General features: G+C 60.8%; 20 protein-coding genes. 12 read left to right on the top strand and 8 right to left on the bottom strand.

Annotation, left to right across the window (positions count from 1 at the left end; all coding sequences use genetic code 11):
• Positions 1 to 58: 58 nt before the first annotated feature.
• Positions 59 to 610 (top strand): GNAT family N-acetyltransferase, encoded by a 552-nt coding sequence (locus tag VNZ65_RS07930; protein WP_325667756.1) that lies wholly within the window; start codon positions 59 to 61, stop codon positions 608 to 610.
• A gap of 127 nt (positions 611 to 737) precedes the next feature.
• Positions 738 to 1,535: a transporter substrate-binding domain-containing protein gene (locus VNZ65_RS07925; protein ID WP_325667754.1), complete on the top strand. Its 798-nt coding sequence runs from the start codon at positions 738 to 740 to the stop codon at positions 1,533 to 1,535.
• A 9-nt stretch (positions 1,536 to 1,544) separates the two neighbouring features.
• Here VNZ65_RS07925 and VNZ65_RS07920 read toward each other — a convergent pair whose 3' ends face one another.
• The gene (locus tag VNZ65_RS07920; protein WP_061940730.1) at positions 1,545 to 2,024 is read right to left on the bottom strand and encodes an acyl-CoA thioesterase; all 480 of its coding nucleotides are present in this window, start codon (positions 2,022 to 2,024) and stop codon (positions 1,545 to 1,547) included.
• Between the two features lie 302 nt (positions 2,025 to 2,326).
• Positions 2,327 to 4,723: a TonB-dependent receptor gene (locus VNZ65_RS07915; RefSeq protein WP_325667750.1), complete on the bottom strand. Its 2,397-nt coding sequence runs from the start codon at positions 4,721 to 4,723 to the stop codon at positions 2,327 to 2,329.
• Positions 4,724 to 4,935: 212 nt separating this feature from the next.
• On the opposite strand from VNZ65_RS07915, the gene VNZ65_RS07910 reads away from it, so the two are divergent.
• Positions 4,936 to 6,318, top strand: coding sequence for an FAD-containing oxidoreductase (locus VNZ65_RS07910; RefSeq protein ID WP_325667748.1), 1,383 nt, complete (start codon positions 4,936 to 4,938; stop codon positions 6,316 to 6,318).
• Positions 6,319 to 6,356: 38 nt separating this feature from the next.
• On the opposite strand, the gene VNZ65_RS25360 is transcribed toward VNZ65_RS07910, so the two are convergent.
• On the bottom strand, positions 6,357 to 6,608 hold the full coding sequence (locus VNZ65_RS25360; protein WP_414649073.1) for an ATP-binding protein: 252 nt from the start codon (positions 6,606 to 6,608) through the stop codon (positions 6,357 to 6,359).
• On the opposite strand from VNZ65_RS25360, the gene VNZ65_RS07905 reads away from it, so the two are divergent.
• The 3 genes from VNZ65_RS07905 to VNZ65_RS07895 all read left to right on the top strand — a co-directional run bounded on the left by VNZ65_RS07905 (position 6,504) and on the right by VNZ65_RS07895 (position 7,905).
• Positions 6,504 to 6,839 (top strand): OmpA family protein, encoded by a 336-nt coding sequence (locus VNZ65_RS07905; protein ID WP_414649072.1) that lies wholly within the window; start codon positions 6,504 to 6,506, stop codon positions 6,837 to 6,839. The two genes, VNZ65_RS25360 and VNZ65_RS07905, sit on opposite strands and share 105 nt — an antisense overlap.
• 60 nt (positions 6,840 to 6,899) lie before the next feature.
• Positions 6,900 to 7,373, top strand: a complete 474-nt coding sequence (locus VNZ65_RS07900; RefSeq protein ID WP_325667744.1) for a DUF4019 domain-containing protein — start codon at positions 6,900 to 6,902, stop codon at positions 7,371 to 7,373.
• A 247-nt stretch (positions 7,374 to 7,620) separates the two neighbouring features.
• Complete coding sequence (locus tag VNZ65_RS07895) at positions 7,621 to 7,905, top strand: hypothetical protein (RefSeq protein ID WP_325667742.1); 285 nt, start codon at positions 7,621 to 7,623, stop codon at positions 7,903 to 7,905.
• Positions 7,906 to 7,913: 8 nt separating this feature from the next.
• Here the strand turns inward: VNZ65_RS07895 and VNZ65_RS07890 are convergent, their stop codons facing one another.
• Positions 7,914 to 8,489 (bottom strand): NAD(P)H-dependent oxidoreductase, encoded by a 576-nt coding sequence (locus VNZ65_RS07890; RefSeq protein WP_325667740.1) that lies wholly within the window; start codon positions 8,487 to 8,489, stop codon positions 7,914 to 7,916.
• A gap of 193 nt (positions 8,490 to 8,682) precedes the next feature.
• Between VNZ65_RS07890 and VNZ65_RS07885 the strand changes: the two genes are divergently transcribed.
• The 6 genes from VNZ65_RS07885 (at position 8,683) to VNZ65_RS07860 (ending at position 13,972) form a co-directional block, all read left to right on the top strand.
• Positions 8,683 to 9,054, top strand: coding sequence for a helix-turn-helix domain-containing protein (locus VNZ65_RS07885; RefSeq protein ID WP_325667738.1), 372 nt, complete (start codon positions 8,683 to 8,685; stop codon positions 9,052 to 9,054).
• A gap of 388 nt (positions 9,055 to 9,442) precedes the next feature.
• Positions 9,443 to 10,234: a MipA/OmpV family protein gene (locus VNZ65_RS07880; protein WP_325667736.1), complete on the top strand. Its 792-nt coding sequence runs from the start codon at positions 9,443 to 9,445 to the stop codon at positions 10,232 to 10,234.
• Between the two features lie 9 nt (positions 10,235 to 10,243).
• Positions 10,244 to 10,930 carry a response regulator transcription factor gene (locus tag VNZ65_RS07875; RefSeq protein ID WP_325667734.1) on the top strand — a complete coding sequence of 229 codons (687 nt, stop codon included), beginning with the start codon at positions 10,244 to 10,246 and terminating at the stop codon, positions 10,928 to 10,930.
• A complete protein-coding gene (locus tag VNZ65_RS07870; RefSeq protein ID WP_325667732.1) occupies positions 10,920 to 12,269 on the top strand; it encodes a sensor histidine kinase in 1,350 nt (449 codons plus the stop codon). The genes VNZ65_RS07875 and VNZ65_RS07870 overlap by 11 nt, the downstream gene beginning before the upstream one ends.
• 108 nt (positions 12,270 to 12,377) lie before the next feature.
• Positions 12,378 to 12,734, top strand: coding sequence for a YciI family protein (locus tag VNZ65_RS07865; protein ID WP_325667730.1), 357 nt, complete (start codon positions 12,378 to 12,380; stop codon positions 12,732 to 12,734).
• A complete protein-coding gene (locus VNZ65_RS07860; RefSeq protein ID WP_325667728.1) occupies positions 12,731 to 13,972 on the top strand; it encodes an RNA polymerase sigma factor in 1,242 nt (413 codons plus the stop codon). Before VNZ65_RS07865 ends, VNZ65_RS07860 begins: the two co-directional genes overlap by 4 nt.
• 1 nt (position 13,973) lies before the next feature.
• Here the strand turns inward: VNZ65_RS07860 and VNZ65_RS07855 are convergent, their stop codons facing one another.
• The 4 genes from VNZ65_RS07855 to VNZ65_RS07840 all read right to left on the bottom strand — a co-directional run bounded on the left by VNZ65_RS07855 (position 13,974) and on the right by VNZ65_RS07840 (position 17,653).
• Positions 13,974 to 14,630, bottom strand: coding sequence for a glutathione S-transferase family protein (locus VNZ65_RS07855; RefSeq protein WP_325667726.1), 657 nt, complete (start codon positions 14,628 to 14,630; stop codon positions 13,974 to 13,976).
• Positions 14,627 to 15,301, bottom strand: a complete 675-nt coding sequence (locus VNZ65_RS07850; protein WP_325667724.1) for a glutathione S-transferase family protein — start codon at positions 15,299 to 15,301, stop codon at positions 14,627 to 14,629. Before VNZ65_RS07850 ends, VNZ65_RS07855 begins: the two co-directional genes overlap by 4 nt.
• A 1-nt stretch (position 15,302) precedes the next feature.
• Complete coding sequence (locus tag VNZ65_RS07845; protein ID WP_325667758.1) at positions 15,303 to 15,932, bottom strand: glutathione S-transferase family protein; 630 nt, start codon at positions 15,930 to 15,932, stop codon at positions 15,303 to 15,305.
• Between the two features lie 212 nt (positions 15,933 to 16,144).
• Positions 16,145 to 17,653, bottom strand: coding sequence for an FAD-dependent monooxygenase (locus VNZ65_RS07840; RefSeq protein WP_325667722.1), 1,509 nt, complete (start codon positions 17,651 to 17,653; stop codon positions 16,145 to 16,147).
• Positions 17,654 to 17,699 lie beyond the last annotated feature (46 nt).

Here is a 17,699-nt window from a genome sequence, read left to right as displayed (position 1 = left end):
GGATGACTAATCGGAATCCGCGCCGCATCGCCATGGAAGCGGCCGGACGGAGAGCAGCATGATCACTCTGGAATTGAGCGAGAAGGTAGGCGAGCTGGAACAGATCGTCGCGCTGCAGCGCCTGAACCGGCTGGATGCGGTGGCGGCGGATGAGCGCGATACCGAGGGCTTCGTGACCATGGAATATACTGTCCGCGAATTGCAGCTGATGCGGGGCGGCTACCGCCATGTCGTGGCGAAATCCGGCGATGCCGTCATCGGCTATGCCCTGGTCATGCTGACGGAAAGCCGCGCCTCGTTTCCATTTCTCGAGACCATGTTCCGGGATGCCGAGGCAGCCGTCTTCAAGGGCATGCCGATGCGGGAAAACCGCTACTTCGTCATGGGACAGATCTGCGTCGGCCAGGCATTCCGCGGCATGGGCATTTTCAGGAAGCTGTACGAGACGCTCAGGATGCAGATGCGCGCCGATTATGATTTCGTGGTGACCGAGGTGTCGGTACACAACGCGCGCTCCATGCGGGCGCACCAGCGGGTCGGCTTCAGGGAAATCGCTAATGAGAATGCCGACGCTTCGGAATGGCGCGTGATCGTATGGGACTGGGCCTGAGCCTGAGCGCCTCGGCCGGAGCCGGCTCGTGGCATATTTATTGCGTAAGATGGCATGACAGCCGGCAGTCCGATGGATAAGGCCATGGGGCTAGCCTTACGCACACCTCTTCAACCAGGGGAATCTGATGAGAATTGTAAAACTCCTGTTTCTGCTAACCCTCAATCTGTTCATCCTGGGCATGCAGAGCGCCCATGCCGACAGTCTGAGCGATATCCAGAAACGCGGCATCCTGCGCATTGCCGTGCCGCAGGATTTTGCACCATTCGGATCCGTCACGCCGGACCTGGCGCTGCAAGGACTGGATATCGACGTCGCTCGGCTGATCGCCAGGAACATGGGTCTGAAGCCGGAACTGGTGCCGGTCACCAGCGCCAACCGTATCGCCTATCTGCAGACCGGCAAGGCGGACCTGGTGATTTCAACCCTGGGCAAGAACGCCGAACGGGAAAAAGTCATCGCCTTTTCGCAGCCGTACTCGCCCTATAACAACAGCGTTTTCGGCCCGGCCGCCATCAAGGTCGCCGGCCCGGCCGACCTGGCCGGTAAAACCATCGGCGTGGCGCGCGGCACATTCCAGGACAGCCAGCTGAGCGAAACGGCTCCGCCGACCGCCACCATCAAGCGCTATGAAGACAATAACGGCATGATCTCGGCTTATCTGGCGGGCCAGGTGCAACTGGTCGGCACCGGGGATTTTGTGGCGGTTGCACTGGCCGCCAAGGCGGCCAGCAACAAGCCGCAGATGAAGTACATCATCCAGGAATCCGCTTGTTATGCCGGCCTGCTCAAGGAGCAGCCGGCGTTGATGGCGGCAGTCAACGGCGCGCTGACAAAGGCCAAGAAGAATGATGAATTGAACGCCATCGTCAAGAAATGGCTGAATGTTCCGTTGCCGGAGAAACTGGCAAGGCAGTTCGACTGAGCGCCAGGATCAGGTCGATTTGACCTCTTCGAAGCGCCGCGCCAGTTCCTGCCGCAGCTGTTTGCGCAGGACAGCGTCTTCAAAGCGCCGCTTTTCCTCGGCGCTGAACGGCCGCAGCGGCGGCACGGCAATCGGCCGCCGCTCGTGGTCCACCGCCACCATCGTGAAAAAGCAGCTGTTGACGTGGCGCACCACTTGGGTGCGGATATCCTCGGCCACCACCTTGATGCCGACTTCCATCGACGAAGTGCCGGTGTGGTTGACGCTGGCCAGGAAACTGACCAGCTCGCCGACGTGGATGGGCTGGCGGAAAGTCACCTGGTCCACGCTCAAGGTCACCACGTATTGCGCCGCATAGCGGCTGGCGCAGGCATAAGCCACCTGGTCGAGCAGCTTCAGGATGGCGCCGCCATGCACGTTGCCGGAAAAATTGGCCATGTCGGGCGACATCAGGATGGTCATGGTGAGCTGGTGGGATGGCATATCCATAGTGGGCGTTTTTTCTTTGTACTTAAGGAGAAGGGAAGGAGACAAGCCTATCCTAAAATACCCGCCGCGGGCAAGGCGAGCGTGGCCTGCGAAGCAATGCCGGCGCGCGGCTGCCAGCGCCGTAAGCGCAACGCCTGGGTTGCTATATTGAAATATTTTGACGCCAGGGTGCGCGCTATCCGCAGCTCAGCCGGCACCATGCTGCGGCTGGGCCGGCCGCAGCGGATCGGGTCTGATGCGGTCTGCGCCGTGATTGACGGCGCAGATGCTGGGAACGCCAGTTCGATTTCAGGACAAAGACGTCAGGAGAAATCCGCCTTCAGTGTCAGGAAGCCTTGGCGCGGCGGGATCGGATAGGTGTTATAGGTGCCGCTGGCGGCGCCGACCACGACTTCCAGCGGGCCCTGGCGGTTGGCCAGGTTGGTGACGTTGAAGTTCCAGCGCGGATTTTTCAGCAAGCTGCCCATGTAGGGCAATTTGCCCGCCAGATTCAAGCCCATCAGGAAGTAGCTGGAGACATGCAGGTCATTGGTATAAGTTGCGTAGCGTTTGCCGACGAAATCGCCGATCAGCTGGGCCTCGACGCCGCCAACGGTGGCCGTGCCGACAAACTTGTTCATCCAGGTCGGCGCGCCCGGCACAGTCTTGCCGGCGGTCTGCACCACGCTGCTGCCCGACGTATAGTTGTCCTGATACTGGGAGTGATTGTAGGAAACCGCGTCATAGAAGGAAACGCCATGGCCGAAATGCAAGGTGCCGGCGAGGTCGACGCCATCGGTCTTGACGCTGCCGACGTTGGCCAGGATGGCAGTGCCGCCGACGATGGAGCTGATCACCGGCGTCGGGCTGATCGATAGCAAGCGATTGCTGAAATCGACATGGTAGAGATCGATCTGGCCATCGAAGGCCTTGACGACGCCCCAGTCCAGCTGGCGCGTATCGCGCAGGCCAAGCTCGTAGGTCACCGAGGTTTCCGGCTTGGCGGTGTTTTTGAAGAGATCGAAGGCTTGCTGACTGGCCAGGCTCCACGGCGAGGCGCCGCCGGCGCCGTAGGTAACGAATTGGCGCATGTTTTTCTGGATATTGGCGAACACCTGGTCTTGTTTCGACAGATCCCAGCGCACGCCGGCGCCCGGCAGGAACCAGCTCTTGGTGACAATTTCGCCGACCGGCAAGGCTTGCGAACCGCTGCCAATGGCCGCCGGCGCTTCCTGCACCGGGAACTGGCCATCCGCGAATTGCAGGCTGGACTTGAAGCCGGCTTGCAGCGCCAGGCCTGGACGCAGCTTCCATTCATCCTGCAGGTGGAACTGGACAACCTTGTTGTCGATGCCGCTGCCGTACTGGGTGATCAGCGGATCGGACGGGCGCGTGTAGGGCGAACTCGGATCATTGACATCCAGTCCGTACCAGCGGCGGTAAGCCTCGGAGCGGTTGTGTTCCAGCCAGAATCCTGTCTCCAGCTGATGGTTGCCGACATCCCAGTGCAGCGTCGAAATATAGCCGTTGCGGTTGATCGTATATTCCGTGGTGCGGGTGGCATAACCGGAATTGCCGAAGATCTGCTTCAGATTCTGGTTGGGGTAATACACAGCAAACAAGGCAGGCAAACCGGCCGCGCCGATCGGTCCCGCGACCACGCCGACGCCGTCGTCATGATGGAAGTAGACCTGGTTGGTCCAGCTCAGGTTGGCGCTGAGGTTGGCCTCGTACTTGGCGTAAGTCAGAAAATCCGTGCGCTGCGCATCGCTGTAGTAGTTGTGATAATTGCTGCCGTCCGCGGCCGGGGTGGCGCCGGTCGGCGACAGATAAGCCAGCGCGCCGGCAAAATCCGGATACAGGAAGGAACGAGTGTAGGGCGCGCTCTTTTCACCAGCGACGTGTACCGTTGAGTCTTCGTTCGGCTCGGTCTTGTCGGAATAATCAGCAAACAGAGTCAGCCTGCCGGCGCTGCCGTCGTGCACAAACTTGGCATTGAACTGGTCGTTGCTCTGGCGGCCGTTGAAATCCCAGGCCCGGGCTTCGTGATGCAGGCCGGAAAAATAGGCGCTGTTGCCGTCGCCAAATTCGCCGGTATCGACGCGGATAAAGGTGCGCGAAGTGTTGTGGCTGCCCACGGTCTGCTGCACGTTGACGTTGAACTTGGCCAGCGGATCGCTGGAAAAGGTTTCGATGGCGCCGCCCAGGTTGCTGGTCGACGCCGTGCCGAGGTCGCCGGCGCCGGTGGCCAGCACCACGCTGCGCACATTCTCGCTGGTGACCGCGCGCTGCGGCGACAAGCCGTTGTAGTTGCCGTACTGCTGGTCGCCGAGCGGCACGCCGTCCATGGTGTAGCCCAGCTGCTGGCCGTTGAAGCCATGTACGAAGAGCGACAGGTTCTGTTCATTGTTACCCCACGGATCGGCGGTCTGGAAACTGACGCCCGGCAGTGTTTCCAGTGCTTTCAGCGGATTGACGCCCGGCAGGATCTTCTGGATTTCGTTGCCGCTCATGGATACCGTGGAACGCGTCTTGCGGGTCGAGATCTCAACGGTGGTCATCTGCTCGCTTGCGGTAGCGCTATCAGTAGCAGCCGTAGTTGTCGGCACGACATCTTGGGCGCAGGCGTGGCCGCTGGCTGCCAGGACGCACAGGGCGGAAACGGCGAATGCAACGCGGGAAGATTTACGGCGCAGCGCCGGATACGAATGCTTGTTCATCAAAAACCTTTGCAAGGAAACAGGAGAGGGGAAATGGCGACGTGCGAGAGACTAGCCTGTTGCCGTTACAGGAGAATGACGTGCAGCACATGCTGGCCAGACCTGTGGTTTTTGCGTCACTGGCCTCGCCAGCGGCACTGGATCCAGGACTGGTATGATCAGCGCTATCGAGCTGCAATCCGAGTTGCCTCAACCTGCGGACGGAGAACACCATGAACCAGCGCTACGATGCCATCGTCATCGGTACCGGGCAATCCGGTCCTTCTCTTGCGGTACGGCTGGCGCAAGCCGGTCGCAAGACCGCCATCATCGAACGCAAGAATTTTGGCGGCACTTGCGTCAATACCGGCTGCATACCGACCAAGACCCTGATCGCCAGCGCCCGCGTGGCGCACATGGCGCGCCGCGCCGCCGAATTCGGCGTCATGCTCGACAGTCCGATCCTGGTCGACATGGCGCGCGTCAAGGCGCGCAAGGACCTGGTGGTCAGCCAGTCCAGCCAGGGCGTCGCCGGCTGGCTCAGGAGCACGCCCAATCTGACGGTGATCGAAGGCCATGCCCGCTTCGAGAGTGCGCATGGCGTCATGGTCAATGGCGAACTGCTGGAAGCCGGGGAGATTTTCATCAACGTCGGCGGCCGCGCTACCGTGCCCGATCTGGCCGGGCTGAAGGATATCGATTTCCTCACCAACTCCAGCATGATGGATGTGGATTTCCTGCCGCCGCGCTTGCTGATCGTCGGCGGCAGTTACATCGGCCTGGAATTCGCCCAGATGTATCGCCGTTTCGGCAGCGAAGTCACTGTGCTGGAAGGTGGCCCGCGCCTGATCGGACGCGAAGACGAAAAAGTGTCGGCGACGGTCCGGGAGATACTGGAAGGCGAAGGCATCCAGATCCGGCTGGGCGCCAAGATCCAGCGCGTGGAGAAGCGCGGCGACGCAGTGTTGCTGGATATTGACGATAACGATGCTCCGTACCAAATCTCCGGCTCGCATCTGTTGCTGGCGGTGGGACGGCTCCCCAACACCGGCGACCTTGGCCTCGACAAGGCCGGCATCAAGACCGACGCCCGCGGCTATATCGTGGTGGACGAGCAGTTGCGCACAAATATAGAGGGCGTATGGGCGCTGGGCGACGTCAATGGCCGCGGCGCATTTACCCATACTTCCTACAACGACTATGAAATCGTCGCCGCCAATTTGTTCGACAACGACAAGCGCAGCGTCGCCGACCGCATCCAGGCATATGCCCTATTCATCGATCCACCGCTTGCCAGGATCGGCATGACCGAGCGCGAAGTCCGCGCCAGCGGCCGCCCGGCGCTGGTCGGCACGATGCAGATGGCAAGGGTAGGGCGCGCCCGCGAACGCAGCGAGACCCAGGGATACATGAGCGTGCTGGTGGATGCGGAAACGAAGAAGATTCTTGGCGCCATGCTGCTCGGCATCGAAGGCGATGAAGTGATCCATTCGCTGCTGGATGTCATGTACAGCGGCGCGCCATACACCACCATCCAGCGTGCGATGCATATCCATCCGACGGTGTCTGAGCTGGTGCCGACCTTGTTGGGAGACCTGAAGCCGCTAGCGCCATGAGCTCGCGCGGCCAGCCTGTGCCGCAAAGGCGGCAGCTGTCAATCTGTCTGTGTCTGCTTGTTGTCATCGAATAATGGCAAGCCGATCAGGAAGCTGGCGCCCGCGCCCGGAGTGCTATGGGCTTGGAACCAGCCCTGGTGCCGCTTGACCACGGCCTGCACAACCGACAGTCCGAGGCCGCGGTTGTGGACCGGCTGCTGCGCGGCCCGGGACGGGGAAAAATCGACAGTCTGGTGAGCCAGCTCAAGCAGGATGGCGTCGCTCTGGCTTCCGTGGTCGTGACGGGACATACAGACCGCATCGGTAGCGAAACTTCCAATTTCACCTTGTCCAAGGCAAGGGCGGAAACCATCCGCAGCTATCTGGTGCAGCAGGGCTTGGACGAAAATGCGATAAAAGCCTATGGCGCGGGGCTATCGCAGCCGCTGGTCCAGTGCCCGGGCGAAGCCGTGACGCCGCAGCTGGTGCAATGCCTGCAGCCCAACCGGCGTGTCGAGATCGAAGTCATGGGAGAAAAATAGGGCGCCGGCATAAGACCGCCGGAGGATGCGCAATAGCCTTACCACGATGGAGAGAGACAAATGACTTCACTTTCAGCATTGAAAAAAGCCGCCCTGATCGGGGCGATCGCAATGATCGGCTTAACCACGAGCATTCCGGCATCGGCCCAGATAGACGGCTCGATCGACAGTGCCGTCGCCACGGCGACCCAGTGGGCAACCATGGCAGATGCCGGCCAGGCCGACCGCATGTGGGACCAGAGCGGACCCGCCATGCAAAGCAACATCAGCAGGGATGGCTGGGTCAAGTATCTCGGCGCGGTGAAAAAGGACCTGGGAACTATAGGCGGACGTCAATGGGTGCAGATAGTGCACATCGCCAACCCGCCTAACCTGCCGCCTGGGGAATACATCAACATCGCATTTTCCTCACGCTTTTCGAAGGGACTGGCGGTGGAGAAAATTTCCATGCTGCAGACCACGGGGCAATGGATTCCTGTCGGTTACGTCATCACGAAAATCGAAGCTGGAGCGGCAGCGGCCAAGACCAGATGAACTAAGAACCATGCGTACGGATGGAACACGCAAGATGCAGAGTGAAGATTACCGAGTGTTGCTTGCGAGAGATTATTTCAATGTAATTTTGCTGCCTCCGTGTGTCAGAAAAACACGGAATATTGCAGCTCAACATTGAATTTGATAACTCTTGTGAAATGCCGAAAACCCCAATAGACATGCGGCGCGCCACTCCTTAAGATTGTTCTTAATGTAATTTTCCGCAATGCTGTTTCTGGAGTACGTAATGGACGTTGATGTCGAAAACTGTTTTATCGATGAATGCCTAGATAAAATTCAAACGCTGGCAGCGCTGTCCCTATACGGCGACAGCGTGGATCTGGCCATCCTGGTGGTCATCCACGATGCATGCCGCTATCTCATCCTGAGCAAGCCGGGCGATCCTGAACGCAATTTGCTGGCGTTCAAAGAGCAGCTTGGCAAGCTGGCGGCGCATACGCATCGCAGCTTGCCGCACTACAAGAAAACCCTGGCATACGCCGCCTCGCTCATCGTGATTCATCGAGTCTGAGCTTTCGGCTAGCCGCGCGCCGTTTTCAGGGCCGCAGTCCACCACAGCAGGTCGTCGATCATTTTTGCCGCCGGTTCCGCCAGCTCGGCCAGGCCGGCGCCGACGTCGCCGCCCTGGAAGTGCGCCCATAGCACCGCCGCCGGGACATGAACCGAGGAGCGGACCGGCGCCAGCTGAAGTTCAACGGCGGTTTCGCGCAATTGCTGGACGCTGCGCACGCCGGCGCTGCCGCCGTAGCTCACAAATGCCGCAGCCTTGCGGTTCCACTCCGGATAAACCCAGTCGATGGCGTTCTTGAGCACTGCCGAGGTGCCGTAGTTGTATTCAGGGGTGACAAAGACGAAGCCGTCCGACTGCGCGATGGCGGCGGTCCATTTTTGCACTACTTCATTCGAGTAAGGCGGCCGGCCTGGCATGGCGGGCGGCGTGGGCTGGTCAAAGAAGGGCATGGGGAAGTCGCGCAGATCAAGCAGCCGCACGTCGATGCCGTCACGCTGCTTGAGCAGCTGAGCGATCCAGTTGGCCGGTTTATCGGAAAAACGTCCTTCGCGCGTACTGCCGATGATGATTGAAATGATGGTCATGGCTCACTCCTGGCTGATAGTCGAGAAATAAAGTTCCGCATGCGTCGTCGCGCGCCAATGCGGTGGTTCCGAGTACACAGCTTCACACCTTGCATAGCAGACAATCTAGGTATAAAACTGTAACCTAGACTATTGTAGGTACTGGTGCTAAGCTCCACAAGAAGGCACATATCTGATACCGGAGCACATAGAAGTGACTGTCAAACACCCCGACCATGCGAGCCCGGATTGCCGCGCCATCAGCTCCGTACTGGCGCGCGTCGGCGATAAATGGAGCGTCCTCATCATCGTCCTGCTCGGCGACGGCGCTAAGCGCTTCAATGAAATCAAGCGGGCAGTGGGCGGCATTTCACAAAGGATGCTCACCCTGACGTTGCGCGGACTGGAGCGCGACGGCCTGGTGACGCGCACGCAGTTTCCGACGATTCCGCCGCGCGTGGATTATGAACTGACCGATCTCGGGCGCTCTTTGTGGGCCGCTGTCGAACCGCTGGGCGCCTGGGCGCAAGGACATGTGACGCACATCACCAAGGCGCGCGCCGAGTTCGACCAGAAGATCGGCTAGCAAGGCCAGCGACATCCAGCATGGCCAAAATCCCGGCCAGACTTTCTCGCAAACTTGTAAGCATCTAAGCGGCGCAGATCTCCTGCAGGCTCCCGGCCGCGCCAATCAAAATATGGTTGTTCAGACTTCTCTGTGGGTAAAAGGGACGCTATCGCGCATGGCTTGCCAAAAGGTAGGGTGGGCACGCTTTTGTGCCCACGCTGTAGCGCTATCCGCGTGGACACAAAAGCGTGCCCACTCTACACAGGAAAACATTTTTTGCACCCATAGAGAAGTCAGATCAACCCAAAATATTTCAATTTGCCAGACGCCAGTAAGTAAGCGGTAAGAGCTTATGACGGAACATGCCTCCCAGTAGCAGACCATTCAATCATCTAGTGGAGTCGACATGCACCATTTCAAGTTTACTTGCCGCCTGGCCTTGGCCGCGCTCATCGGCACGACGCTCAGCGCCGCGGCAAGCATCAGCTACGCGGATCCGATCTTGACGGAAGAACCGCAAGCCGCCGATGCTTCCCAATGGGGGCTGGGCATAGGCCTGGGCTCCGAAAGCAGGCCCTACCGTGGCGTCAGCAATCACCTTACCGTTCTGCCATTGGTGTTGTATGAAAACCGCTGGATCCATTTCTTTGGCAATACGCTTGATGTCAAGCTGGGATCGGTCGACCAGTTCAGCTTTGTATTGCGTGCCAGATATGCATTGAACGATGGCTACAAAAGCAGCGACTCCGATGCATTGCACGGCATGGATGAACGCAAGGGCAGTGCATGGGGTGGCGTGGCCGGCACATGGGACAATCCGTATGCGAAAGTGTCGCTGGAATGGCTGACCGCAGGCAGCACCAAGGGCAATACGGTGAAGCTGGGCGTCGAACACGGGTTCGCGATGGGAGGGTTCCAGTTGACGCCACACTTGAGCACAACCTGGATGGACAGCAAATATGTCAATTATTACTACGGCGTCAAAACCAGCGAAGCCACCGCCGAGCGGGTCGCTTATACTGGCAAATCGACCGCGAATATCGAATTCGGCGTGCGCGCGGACTATCCGCTGACGCGCAATCAGATTATCACGCTGGACGTCGGCGATCTGCAGCGCGGCAACGGCATCACGGACAGTCCGCTGGTCGACAAATCGTCGGCAGCGAGTGTGCGGCTAGGTTATCTCTATAAATTTTAAGCACGGGACATGAATCGCATCGGCTTGCTGGAAGACCACGAACGGATAGCGCAGCTGATCCGCCAGGCCATGGCCGGAGTCGGCATCGAAGTCGATATCTATGGCCGTATCGACCATGCGGTCGACGGTTTTAGCCGTATCCCGTATGCGGCGCTGGTGATCGACCGCGGCTTGCCGGACGGCGATGGCCTGGACTTGCTGCGCAAGCTGCGCGCCAAGGGCGTGCTGACCCCATGCCTGATGCTGACCGCCCTGGACGCCCTGCATGACCGGGTGGTGGGGCTGGAGGCCGGCGCCGACGATTATCTGCCCAAGCCGTTTTCCATGGAAGAGCTGGTGGCCAGGGTGCGCGCCCTGATGCGGCGCCCGCCGCAGTTGCAAAGCCTGGTGCCGGCTTATCTAGGTTTGCAGGTATCGCCGGAATTGAGCAGCATGCGCAGCGGCGAAGATTCGGTCTCGCTGGCGCCTTCGGAACTGCAGGTGATGCTGAGCCTGGTCCGGGCCGGCGGCCAGCCGGTGCGCCGGACCGCATTGGAAATGGCCGCCTGGGGCGTGGGCGACGCGGTCACTCCGAATGCGCTGGATGTTGCTCTGCATCGCCTGCGGCGCAAGCTTCAGGCAATCGACTCTGCCGTCGAAATCGCCAACGTCAGGGCTTTTGGTTTTGCACTGCAGGAAACGAACGATGCCGTATAGCCTGGCGAAAAAGCTGATTGCATCTACCGCCGCCACGCTGGTGATCATTACCTTGGCCGCGACCGCTTTCATGGGCGCGATCTACCAATGGGAACCTGAACTGTTGTTCAGGCAGGAAATGCTCAGGAATGCCGACAGGATCGGGGATAGCATGCGCTTCGACGCCTCGGGGCGCTTATCAAAAGTCGCATTGAGTCCGAAAATGCAGCTGCTTTACGAAGCCTTGAAACTGGATTCGATCTACCGCATCCTGGACGACCAGGGCGTTGTCCTGCTCGCTTCCGATGGCGTCATGCTGCCGCTGTTTGCCGCCGGCACACAGTTCGATCCACAAAGCGCGGCCACAACCGACCTGGTCCTGTCCCGCTCGGGACTGAGATTGCACGTGTTTACGAAAGCCGTTTCGCTCAAGAAAAAAACCTTCTATATTCAGGTCGCGCGCAGCGAGCGCATGCACCAGGCCATCATCAGCAGCGACAGCGCCAGTTTCATGGCTGCCTCAGGCATTGCCGCGCTGATCGCCATCCTGGTGTTCACCGTCGTCGTCTGGTTTACCTTCAACCGCGCGCTGCGCCCGCTGCGCGTTGCTTCGGACGCCGCCAGCCGGATTGAATCTAGCAGCCTCGATTTCCGCTTGTCGACGGCCGCTATGCCAGCAGAGCTGGTGCCGCTGATCGATGCCTTCAACAAAGCGCTAGGGCGCCTGGAGCTCGGCTATCGTCAGCAGCAGGAGTTTCTTGCCACCGTCGCGCACGAGCTGAAGACGCCGCTGGCGCTGATCCGCGGACAGATAGAACTCGATGGCGTGGCCGATCGCGCACTGCTCCTGAAAGACGTCGACCTGATGGCGCGCCAGGTGCATCAGCTGCTGCATCTGGCCGAGGTGAGCGACCGCAAGAATTTCGTCTTTGAGCAACTGGATGCGCGCGCAGTGACCAGGCGTGCTGTCGAGCATCTGGGGCGCCTGGCGGATCGGCTGGGGGTTTTCATCCTGTGCAATGCCGCCCCCGAGAAAGTGCTGATCATGGCGGACAGCGGGGCGTTGTTCGTACTGGTCAAGAACCTGCTGGAAAACGCGCTCCATCATTCGCCGGCCGGCACCGGCGTCCTGATCACCGTTGCACCGGATTGCATTTCCGTCCGCGATCATGGCAAAGGGATTGCCGAGGACAATCTGCCGCGCCTGTTCAAGCGCTTCTGGCGCGGCGAAAACCGGCGCGACGAAGGCGCCGGTCTGGGGCTCTCGATCTGCCAGGAAATCGCCGTCGCCCACGACTGGCGCCTGATCGTCCATCACGACCGGGACCCGGGGGCGGAATTTGTAGTTGTTTTTCGCTAACATGGCATTTCGGAAATTTCTGAATTAACGGTACCCTGTGTCGAAAATGATGTATTCCTGACGACATAGGTTGCCGGGCTTTTCCGGTAAACGACGGAGGACAGCAACATGAAATTCCTGATGACGCTCTACGCGGACGAAGCCAAGGGCGCGGCCATTCCAGCCGCCGAAATGGCGAAGTACATGGAGCAGATGTATGCCTACCGGGACGCCTTGATCAAGGCCGGCGTCTTTGTCCAGACCAATGGCCTCGCGCCCAGCACCACGGCCTGCACCGTGTCGACGGAAGGCGGGCAGATCCGCGTCCATGACGGCCCCTATGCGGATACCCGGGAGCAGGCAGGCGGCTACTTCATCATCGACGCCAAAGATCCTGACGACGCCAGGTTGTGGGCGACCAGATGTCCGGCGGCGACCTGGGGGATTGTCGAACTGAGGCAGATCGTCGAGCATCATTCGCCGTGACGCCGCTGCCGCAAAATAGCCTGGCCCAGCGTGCAGCCGAGCGTGCTGCGCGCGAGAGCTATGGGCGCCTGGTCGCCTACCTTTCTTCGCGCAGCGGCGATGTCGCCGCCGCCGAGGATGCCCTGGCGGAAGCCTTTGTGGCGGCCCTGCGGCAATGGCCGGTAGACGGCGTCCCCGAGCGGCCCGAGGCCTGGCTGCATGCGGTAGCCAAACGCAGGCAAGTCGATGAGGTCCGGCGGCTGGTTGAGGGCAACCGGTTTACAGCGGAGATGCAGATCTTGGCGGACGAGATGCTGCCTGAGATTGACGAGATGCCCGATAGACGGGCCGCGCTGCTGTTCGCCTGCGCCCAGGACGGTATCGAGCCTGGCATCCGGGCGCCGCTCATGCTGCAGACCGTCCTCGGCTTTTCCGCTGCTGAAATCGCTGCCGCTTTCCTGCTCCCGCCCAGCACCCTGAGTCAGCGATTGGTGCGTGCGAAGGCCAGGATAAAGAAGCTCGGGGTCGCATTTCAGATACCCGATCGCAGCGAGCTGCCCGAGCGGATGCAGGCGGTGCTCGACGCTGTATACGCTGCCTACACCAAGGGTTGGGCAGACGCCGACAATGCTGCCGGAGCCGATTTGGCGGAGGAGGCCTTATGGCTCGGCACGGTGGTCGCCGGCCTCCTGCCCGAAGAACCGGAGGCAAAAGGCGTGCTTGCACTGATGCTGTATGCAGAGGCGCGCCGCGCGGCCAGGATCAACGGCGGCGGCGATTTCGTGCCGCTCAGCGAGCAGGATGTCAGCCAATGGGACGCCCAGATGATCCATGCCGCGACCAAGCTGCTGATTGCAGCCAACCGCGATCCAGGCAGCGGCAGGTTCCAGATCGAGGCCGCGATCCAGTCCGCGCAGATATCGCGTCGTCTCGGCGGCGCGGCTAGCCTGGACGAGATAGTCCAGCTGTATGACTTGCTGGCGCTGGTTGCGCCTTCGCCGGTGGTGATGCTCAATCGCGCAATGGCAGTCGCGCAGCGAGACGGTCCGGCTGCGGCGTTGCCGCTTCTGGATGAAGTAGGGCGGGACGAAAGGATGATGAGCTACCAACCCTATTGGGCCTCCAGGGCTTCGGTGTGTGCCGCCCTGGACATGCACGAACTGGCCAAGGCAGCCTTCCGCCAGGCCATCGGCCTGGCGTCGCAGCCGGCGGTCAGGACCTATCTGCAGCGCCGGCTGGATGCGATCAATATGACGTGAGCTAGTCGCGATCCGGAGCGCCAAGCGGGAAGTAATGGCGATACGGACGCGCTTCGTCGATCGTCCTTGCGACCGACGGCCGTGCATTCAGGCGATCGCGATAGGCGCGTACGTTGCTGAAAGCATCGCCGATGGCGTGAACCCAGTCGGCGTAGAACAGGGCCGGCGCCGCGGAGCAATCGGCCAGGCTGAAACTATCGCCGGCCGCCCATGCGCGGCCCGCCATCCGATGCTCTAGCCAGGCATACGCCGTGTCGAGGCTGGCGCGGGCGCGAGCCACCACATCGGCGTCGTGCTTCTCTCCGCGCATGGCGTTGGCGACGATCGCCTGCATCGGTGCCTGCACATAGTTGTCGAAAAAACGGTCGGCAAAGCGTACATCTAGGGCAGCCGCTGCATCAAGCGGAACCATCCGCAACGGCCCCGGATGATGCAGATCCAGGTATTCGACGATGATGCTGGATTCGATGACCGATTTGTCGCCATCGAGCAGCACAGGAAACTTCTTGAAAGGCCATAGTCGTCCCAATTCAGCCGCCGCGGCGGCATTGCTCAGGTCGACCGCATGGAAGGTGAACGGTGTGTCGTTCTCATATAGCGCGATCAATGGCTTCCAGCAGTAGGAGGCGAACGGGTGGGCATACAGTGTCGGCGTCATTGCAGGGGCTCCTGAAGAGAAGTGCGGAAAGTTTCTTGATCGGCCGCAGCCGCCGCCCTGGCTGGCCAAGGATGGGCCCAGGCGGGAATACGCCACAAGGCGTCCAGCCAGCGGACGATATGAGGAAACGCCGCCAGCGGCATTTCCGATTCCCGCCAGTAGCTGGCCATCGAAGCAAGCTGGAAGTCTGCGATAGTAAGCCTGTTACACGCCACGAAGCTGCGCTGCGCCAGGTGGCCGTCCAGGACCTTGGCGAATTTCTCCAGTTCGGCGACGCTGTCCGCCAGCAAGGCATGGTCCGGCGGCCCGATGCCGAAGGTCGACTTGACCACATGCTCGAAATAGAAGGGCGCTACGGCCGGCCCCCAGTGGCTCGCTTCCCAGGACAGCCAGCGCAGCACTTCGACCTGTTCAGGCGGATTCTGCGCGGGCCACATGTCCGAGCCGGTCTTGATGCACAGATAGGCCATGATGGCCGCAGACTCCCACAGCACCAGGTCGCCGTCGACCAGCGTCGGCACCTTCTTGTTGGGATTGAGCGCCGCATAGTCAGGCGTCTTGAGGCCGCCCGCCATCAAGTCCATTTCAACCAGCTCCGCCTTGACGCCGAGATGCTTGGCCAGCGCCAGCACACGGCGCGGCGCCTGCGCCTTGATCCAGTAGATTTTCATGTCATTTTTCCAATTCAAGGCTGGCAAACGCTTCGGCAATCCGCAGCGGCGCAGTGGGGCGCGCATACATTCTTTCCAGGTAGGCGCGCAGCACTGGGTACTGGTCGATCAGATGCGATTCATTGGCCCAGTCCATCAGGTAGACCGTCACGCAATCGGCGAAGCTGATGCGGTCGCCGACGATGAACTGGCGTCCCGTCATATGCTTATCCAAGATGCCCGCCATGGCAATGAATTCCTGGCTGGCCGCAGGGATTTCCGCCGCTATCCGCTTGTCTTCCGGGTATAGCCAGCTGTGGCGCGTGATGCGCCATAAGGGCTGTTCCAGCTCCGTCATGGCAAACATCACCCAGCGATATGCCTGGGCCAGCTGCTTGCGATCGGCAGGAAGCAAGCCTTTTTCAGGATATTTCTCAGCCAGGTAGATCACAATCGCTGCCGATTCGGTCAGCACCATATCGCCATCGACCAGCACCGGTACCTTGCCGGCGGGGTTGAGGCGGAGGAATTCGGGGCGATGTTGTTCTCCGGCCAACAGGTTGACCGGAACGAACTCGAATTCGACATCGAGTTCGTTCAATGCCCACAGCACACGCAGCGAGCGGGTAGCGGCAAATCCATAGAGTGTCATCATGATGTTCCCTTTCAGATTCAGGTTGGTTTCTGATAACTAGTCGAATGGCGAAACGCAGAATCGACGCTCTCGCGAATTATTTTTCGGGCGTGAACGAATGGACACTTCTGGCGTATTTCGACAGCGGCCGCGCTGCCATGTTCCGGGTGATCTCGGGAGGGGCAAGCGCGGTGGCTGAGGGCGGCATGAAAATTTATCAAGCAGACCTGTTATCCGTTCGACAGGAACCAGCGCTGGAGCGCTTCCTCCAGTCCGTCCGTGCCCCTATCCTCGGCGGTCCAGGCTACGCAGGCATCGGGACGGATCAGCATCGAAGGCCCGGCATCGACGGCGATGCAACGTATCCTCTGCGTGGCGGCGGCAACCAGCCTGGAAGCCTTGGACCCGCCTGAGGCGTCGAGCAGAACGCCCTTGCCATCCTGCATGGCATCGTAGAGCGAGGCGCCGGCATCGCCGTTGCTGACCGGCCGGTCGCCGATCAGCCGTCCGACCTGGTCCTGCTCCGAGCCGAGGTCGTAACGAATGGAAAGCCCGCTCATCATCTCGCCGATGAAGCGGTTGGCGTCATCGAATTGCATGAGGCTCGCCACGATGTCCCGCATCGCGCCCGATTGCGGATCGGGCCGCAGGATGGCGATCTGGGCAAGCGTATTGGCCAGCACGGCTTTGGCGACAGGGCGCCGCTCAGCCGTATAGGTGTCGAGCAGACTTTCAGGCATCTCGCCGCGGATAATGGCGGCGAGCTTCCAGCCGAGATTGGCCGCATCCGCCAGCCCGAGGTTCAGGCCCTGGCCGCCGAACGGCGAGTGCACGTGCGCCGCATCGCCGGCAAGCAGCACTCTGCCTAGCCGGTAGGTATCGACCAGCCGCGTGTTGTCCGCCCACCGGGTCCCGCTTTCAAGCGCTGTCACACGGACATCCGCGCCGCTGATGCGGCGCAGGACGGCTTCGATCTCTTCGCGTGCGACTGGCGCCTGCCGATCCGCCGGCGGACCGCTGAAGTCCAGCATGAACAATCGGCCGGGCACAGGCCCGTAGGCAAACACGCCAGCCGCTGTGCGATTCCAGCCTATGGGCAGCAGACGGTCGGGATGGTCGATCTCCGCGATAACCTGGTAGAAGGTCGACGTCGGAGCCGTGCCGGGAAAATCAAAGCCGGCCATCTTGCGGATAAGGCTGCGCCCGCCGTCGCAAGCGATCAGATAGGAGCAGGAAATGCTGCCTGCCGCCGTCGGCGATGCCCACTCCAGGTCGACGCCGTCCGTCCGCTGGACGAAGCCGGTGACGTCGCAGCCGCGGCGCAGCTCAATCCCAAGAGCGCGCGCGCGATCGGCCAGCATGATTTCGACATCATGCTGACGCACCAGGCGAGGACGCCGTTCCGGCTCTTTCTGCGCGTCCTTGCGGATCAGCGACAGTCCGCCGAAATGGCCGCTGTACTTCGACGCCCGGCCGCGCAGCTCTGCACCGGTCTGCTTGGTGAACTCATCCATCGCCGCCAAAGTGCTGGCTTCCGCGGCGGCAATCGCCGCGCCCAGCCCGCGGCGCGTCAAGGCTTCGCTGCCAAGCGGTCCAACCGACATGGCCTTCATGATCATGTTTACGCCAGTCAGGCGCTCCAGCACCAGCACCCGCGCACCGCCCAAAGTCAGTTCGATAGCGGTCAGGAGTCCGACCGGCCCAGCCCCGACAATCACAACATCAACAGATTTTTCCATATTCTTAGTCCTTTACATGTACCGAGTCGCAATATATACTCAGTAC

The organism is Collimonas sp. (genome assembly GCF_035566555.1).
In the GTDB taxonomy this organism is placed as follows: Bacteria; Pseudomonadota; Gammaproteobacteria; order Burkholderiales; family Burkholderiaceae_D; genus Collimonas.
The sequence above is the reverse complement of the archived record's forward strand: the minus strand, read 5'-3'. Positions and strand labels throughout refer to the sequence as shown.

What these genes read in the sequence shown, in the direction of transcription:
- VNZ65_RS07930 (WP_325667756.1), top strand. Translation starts at nt 59, where the DNA reads ATGATCACTCTGGAATTGAGCGAGAAGGTAGGCGAGCTGGAACAGATC.
- VNZ65_RS07925 (WP_325667754.1), top strand. Translation starts at nt 738, where the DNA reads ATGAGAATTGTAAAACTCCTGTTTCTGCTAACCCTCAATCTGTTCATC.
- VNZ65_RS07920 (WP_061940730.1), bottom strand. Translation starts at nt 2,024, where the DNA reads ATGGATATGCCATCCCACCAGCTCACCATGACCATCCTGATGTCGCCC.
- VNZ65_RS07915 (WP_325667750.1), bottom strand. Translation starts at nt 4,723, where the DNA reads ATGAACAAGCATTCGTATCCGGCGCTGCGCCGTAAATCTTCCCGCGTT.
- VNZ65_RS07910 (WP_325667748.1), top strand. Translation starts at nt 4,936, where the DNA reads ATGAACCAGCGCTACGATGCCATCGTCATCGGTACCGGGCAATCCGGT.
- VNZ65_RS25360 (WP_414649073.1), bottom strand. Translation starts at nt 6,608, where the DNA reads ATGTCCCGTCACGACCACGGAAGCCAGAGCGACGCCATCCTGCTTGAG.
- VNZ65_RS07900 (WP_325667744.1), top strand. Translation starts at nt 6,900, where the DNA reads ATGACTTCACTTTCAGCATTGAAAAAAGCCGCCCTGATCGGGGCGATC.
- VNZ65_RS07895 (WP_325667742.1), top strand. Translation starts at nt 7,621, where the DNA reads ATGGACGTTGATGTCGAAAACTGTTTTATCGATGAATGCCTAGATAAA.
- VNZ65_RS07890 (WP_325667740.1), bottom strand. Translation starts at nt 8,489, where the DNA reads ATGACCATCATTTCAATCATCATCGGCAGTACGCGCGAAGGACGTTTT.
- VNZ65_RS07880 (WP_325667736.1), top strand. Translation starts at nt 9,443, where the DNA reads ATGCACCATTTCAAGTTTACTTGCCGCCTGGCCTTGGCCGCGCTCATC.
- VNZ65_RS07875 (WP_325667734.1), top strand. Translation starts at nt 10,244, where the DNA reads ATGAATCGCATCGGCTTGCTGGAAGACCACGAACGGATAGCGCAGCTG.
- VNZ65_RS07870 (WP_325667732.1), top strand. Translation starts at nt 10,920, where the DNA reads ATGCCGTATAGCCTGGCGAAAAAGCTGATTGCATCTACCGCCGCCACG.
- VNZ65_RS07865 (WP_325667730.1), top strand. Translation starts at nt 12,378, where the DNA reads ATGAAATTCCTGATGACGCTCTACGCGGACGAAGCCAAGGGCGCGGCC.
- VNZ65_RS07855 (WP_325667726.1), bottom strand. Translation starts at nt 14,630, where the DNA reads ATGACGCCGACACTGTATGCCCACCCGTTCGCCTCCTACTGCTGGAAG.
- VNZ65_RS07850 (WP_325667724.1), bottom strand. Translation starts at nt 15,301, where the DNA reads ATGAAAATCTACTGGATCAAGGCGCAGGCGCCGCGCCGTGTGCTGGCG.
- VNZ65_RS07845 (WP_325667758.1), bottom strand. Translation starts at nt 15,932, where the DNA reads ATGACACTCTATGGATTTGCCGCTACCCGCTCGCTGCGTGTGCTGTGG.
- VNZ65_RS07840 (WP_325667722.1), bottom strand. Translation starts at nt 17,653, where the DNA reads ATGGAAAAATCTGTTGATGTTGTGATTGTCGGGGCTGGGCCGGTCGGA.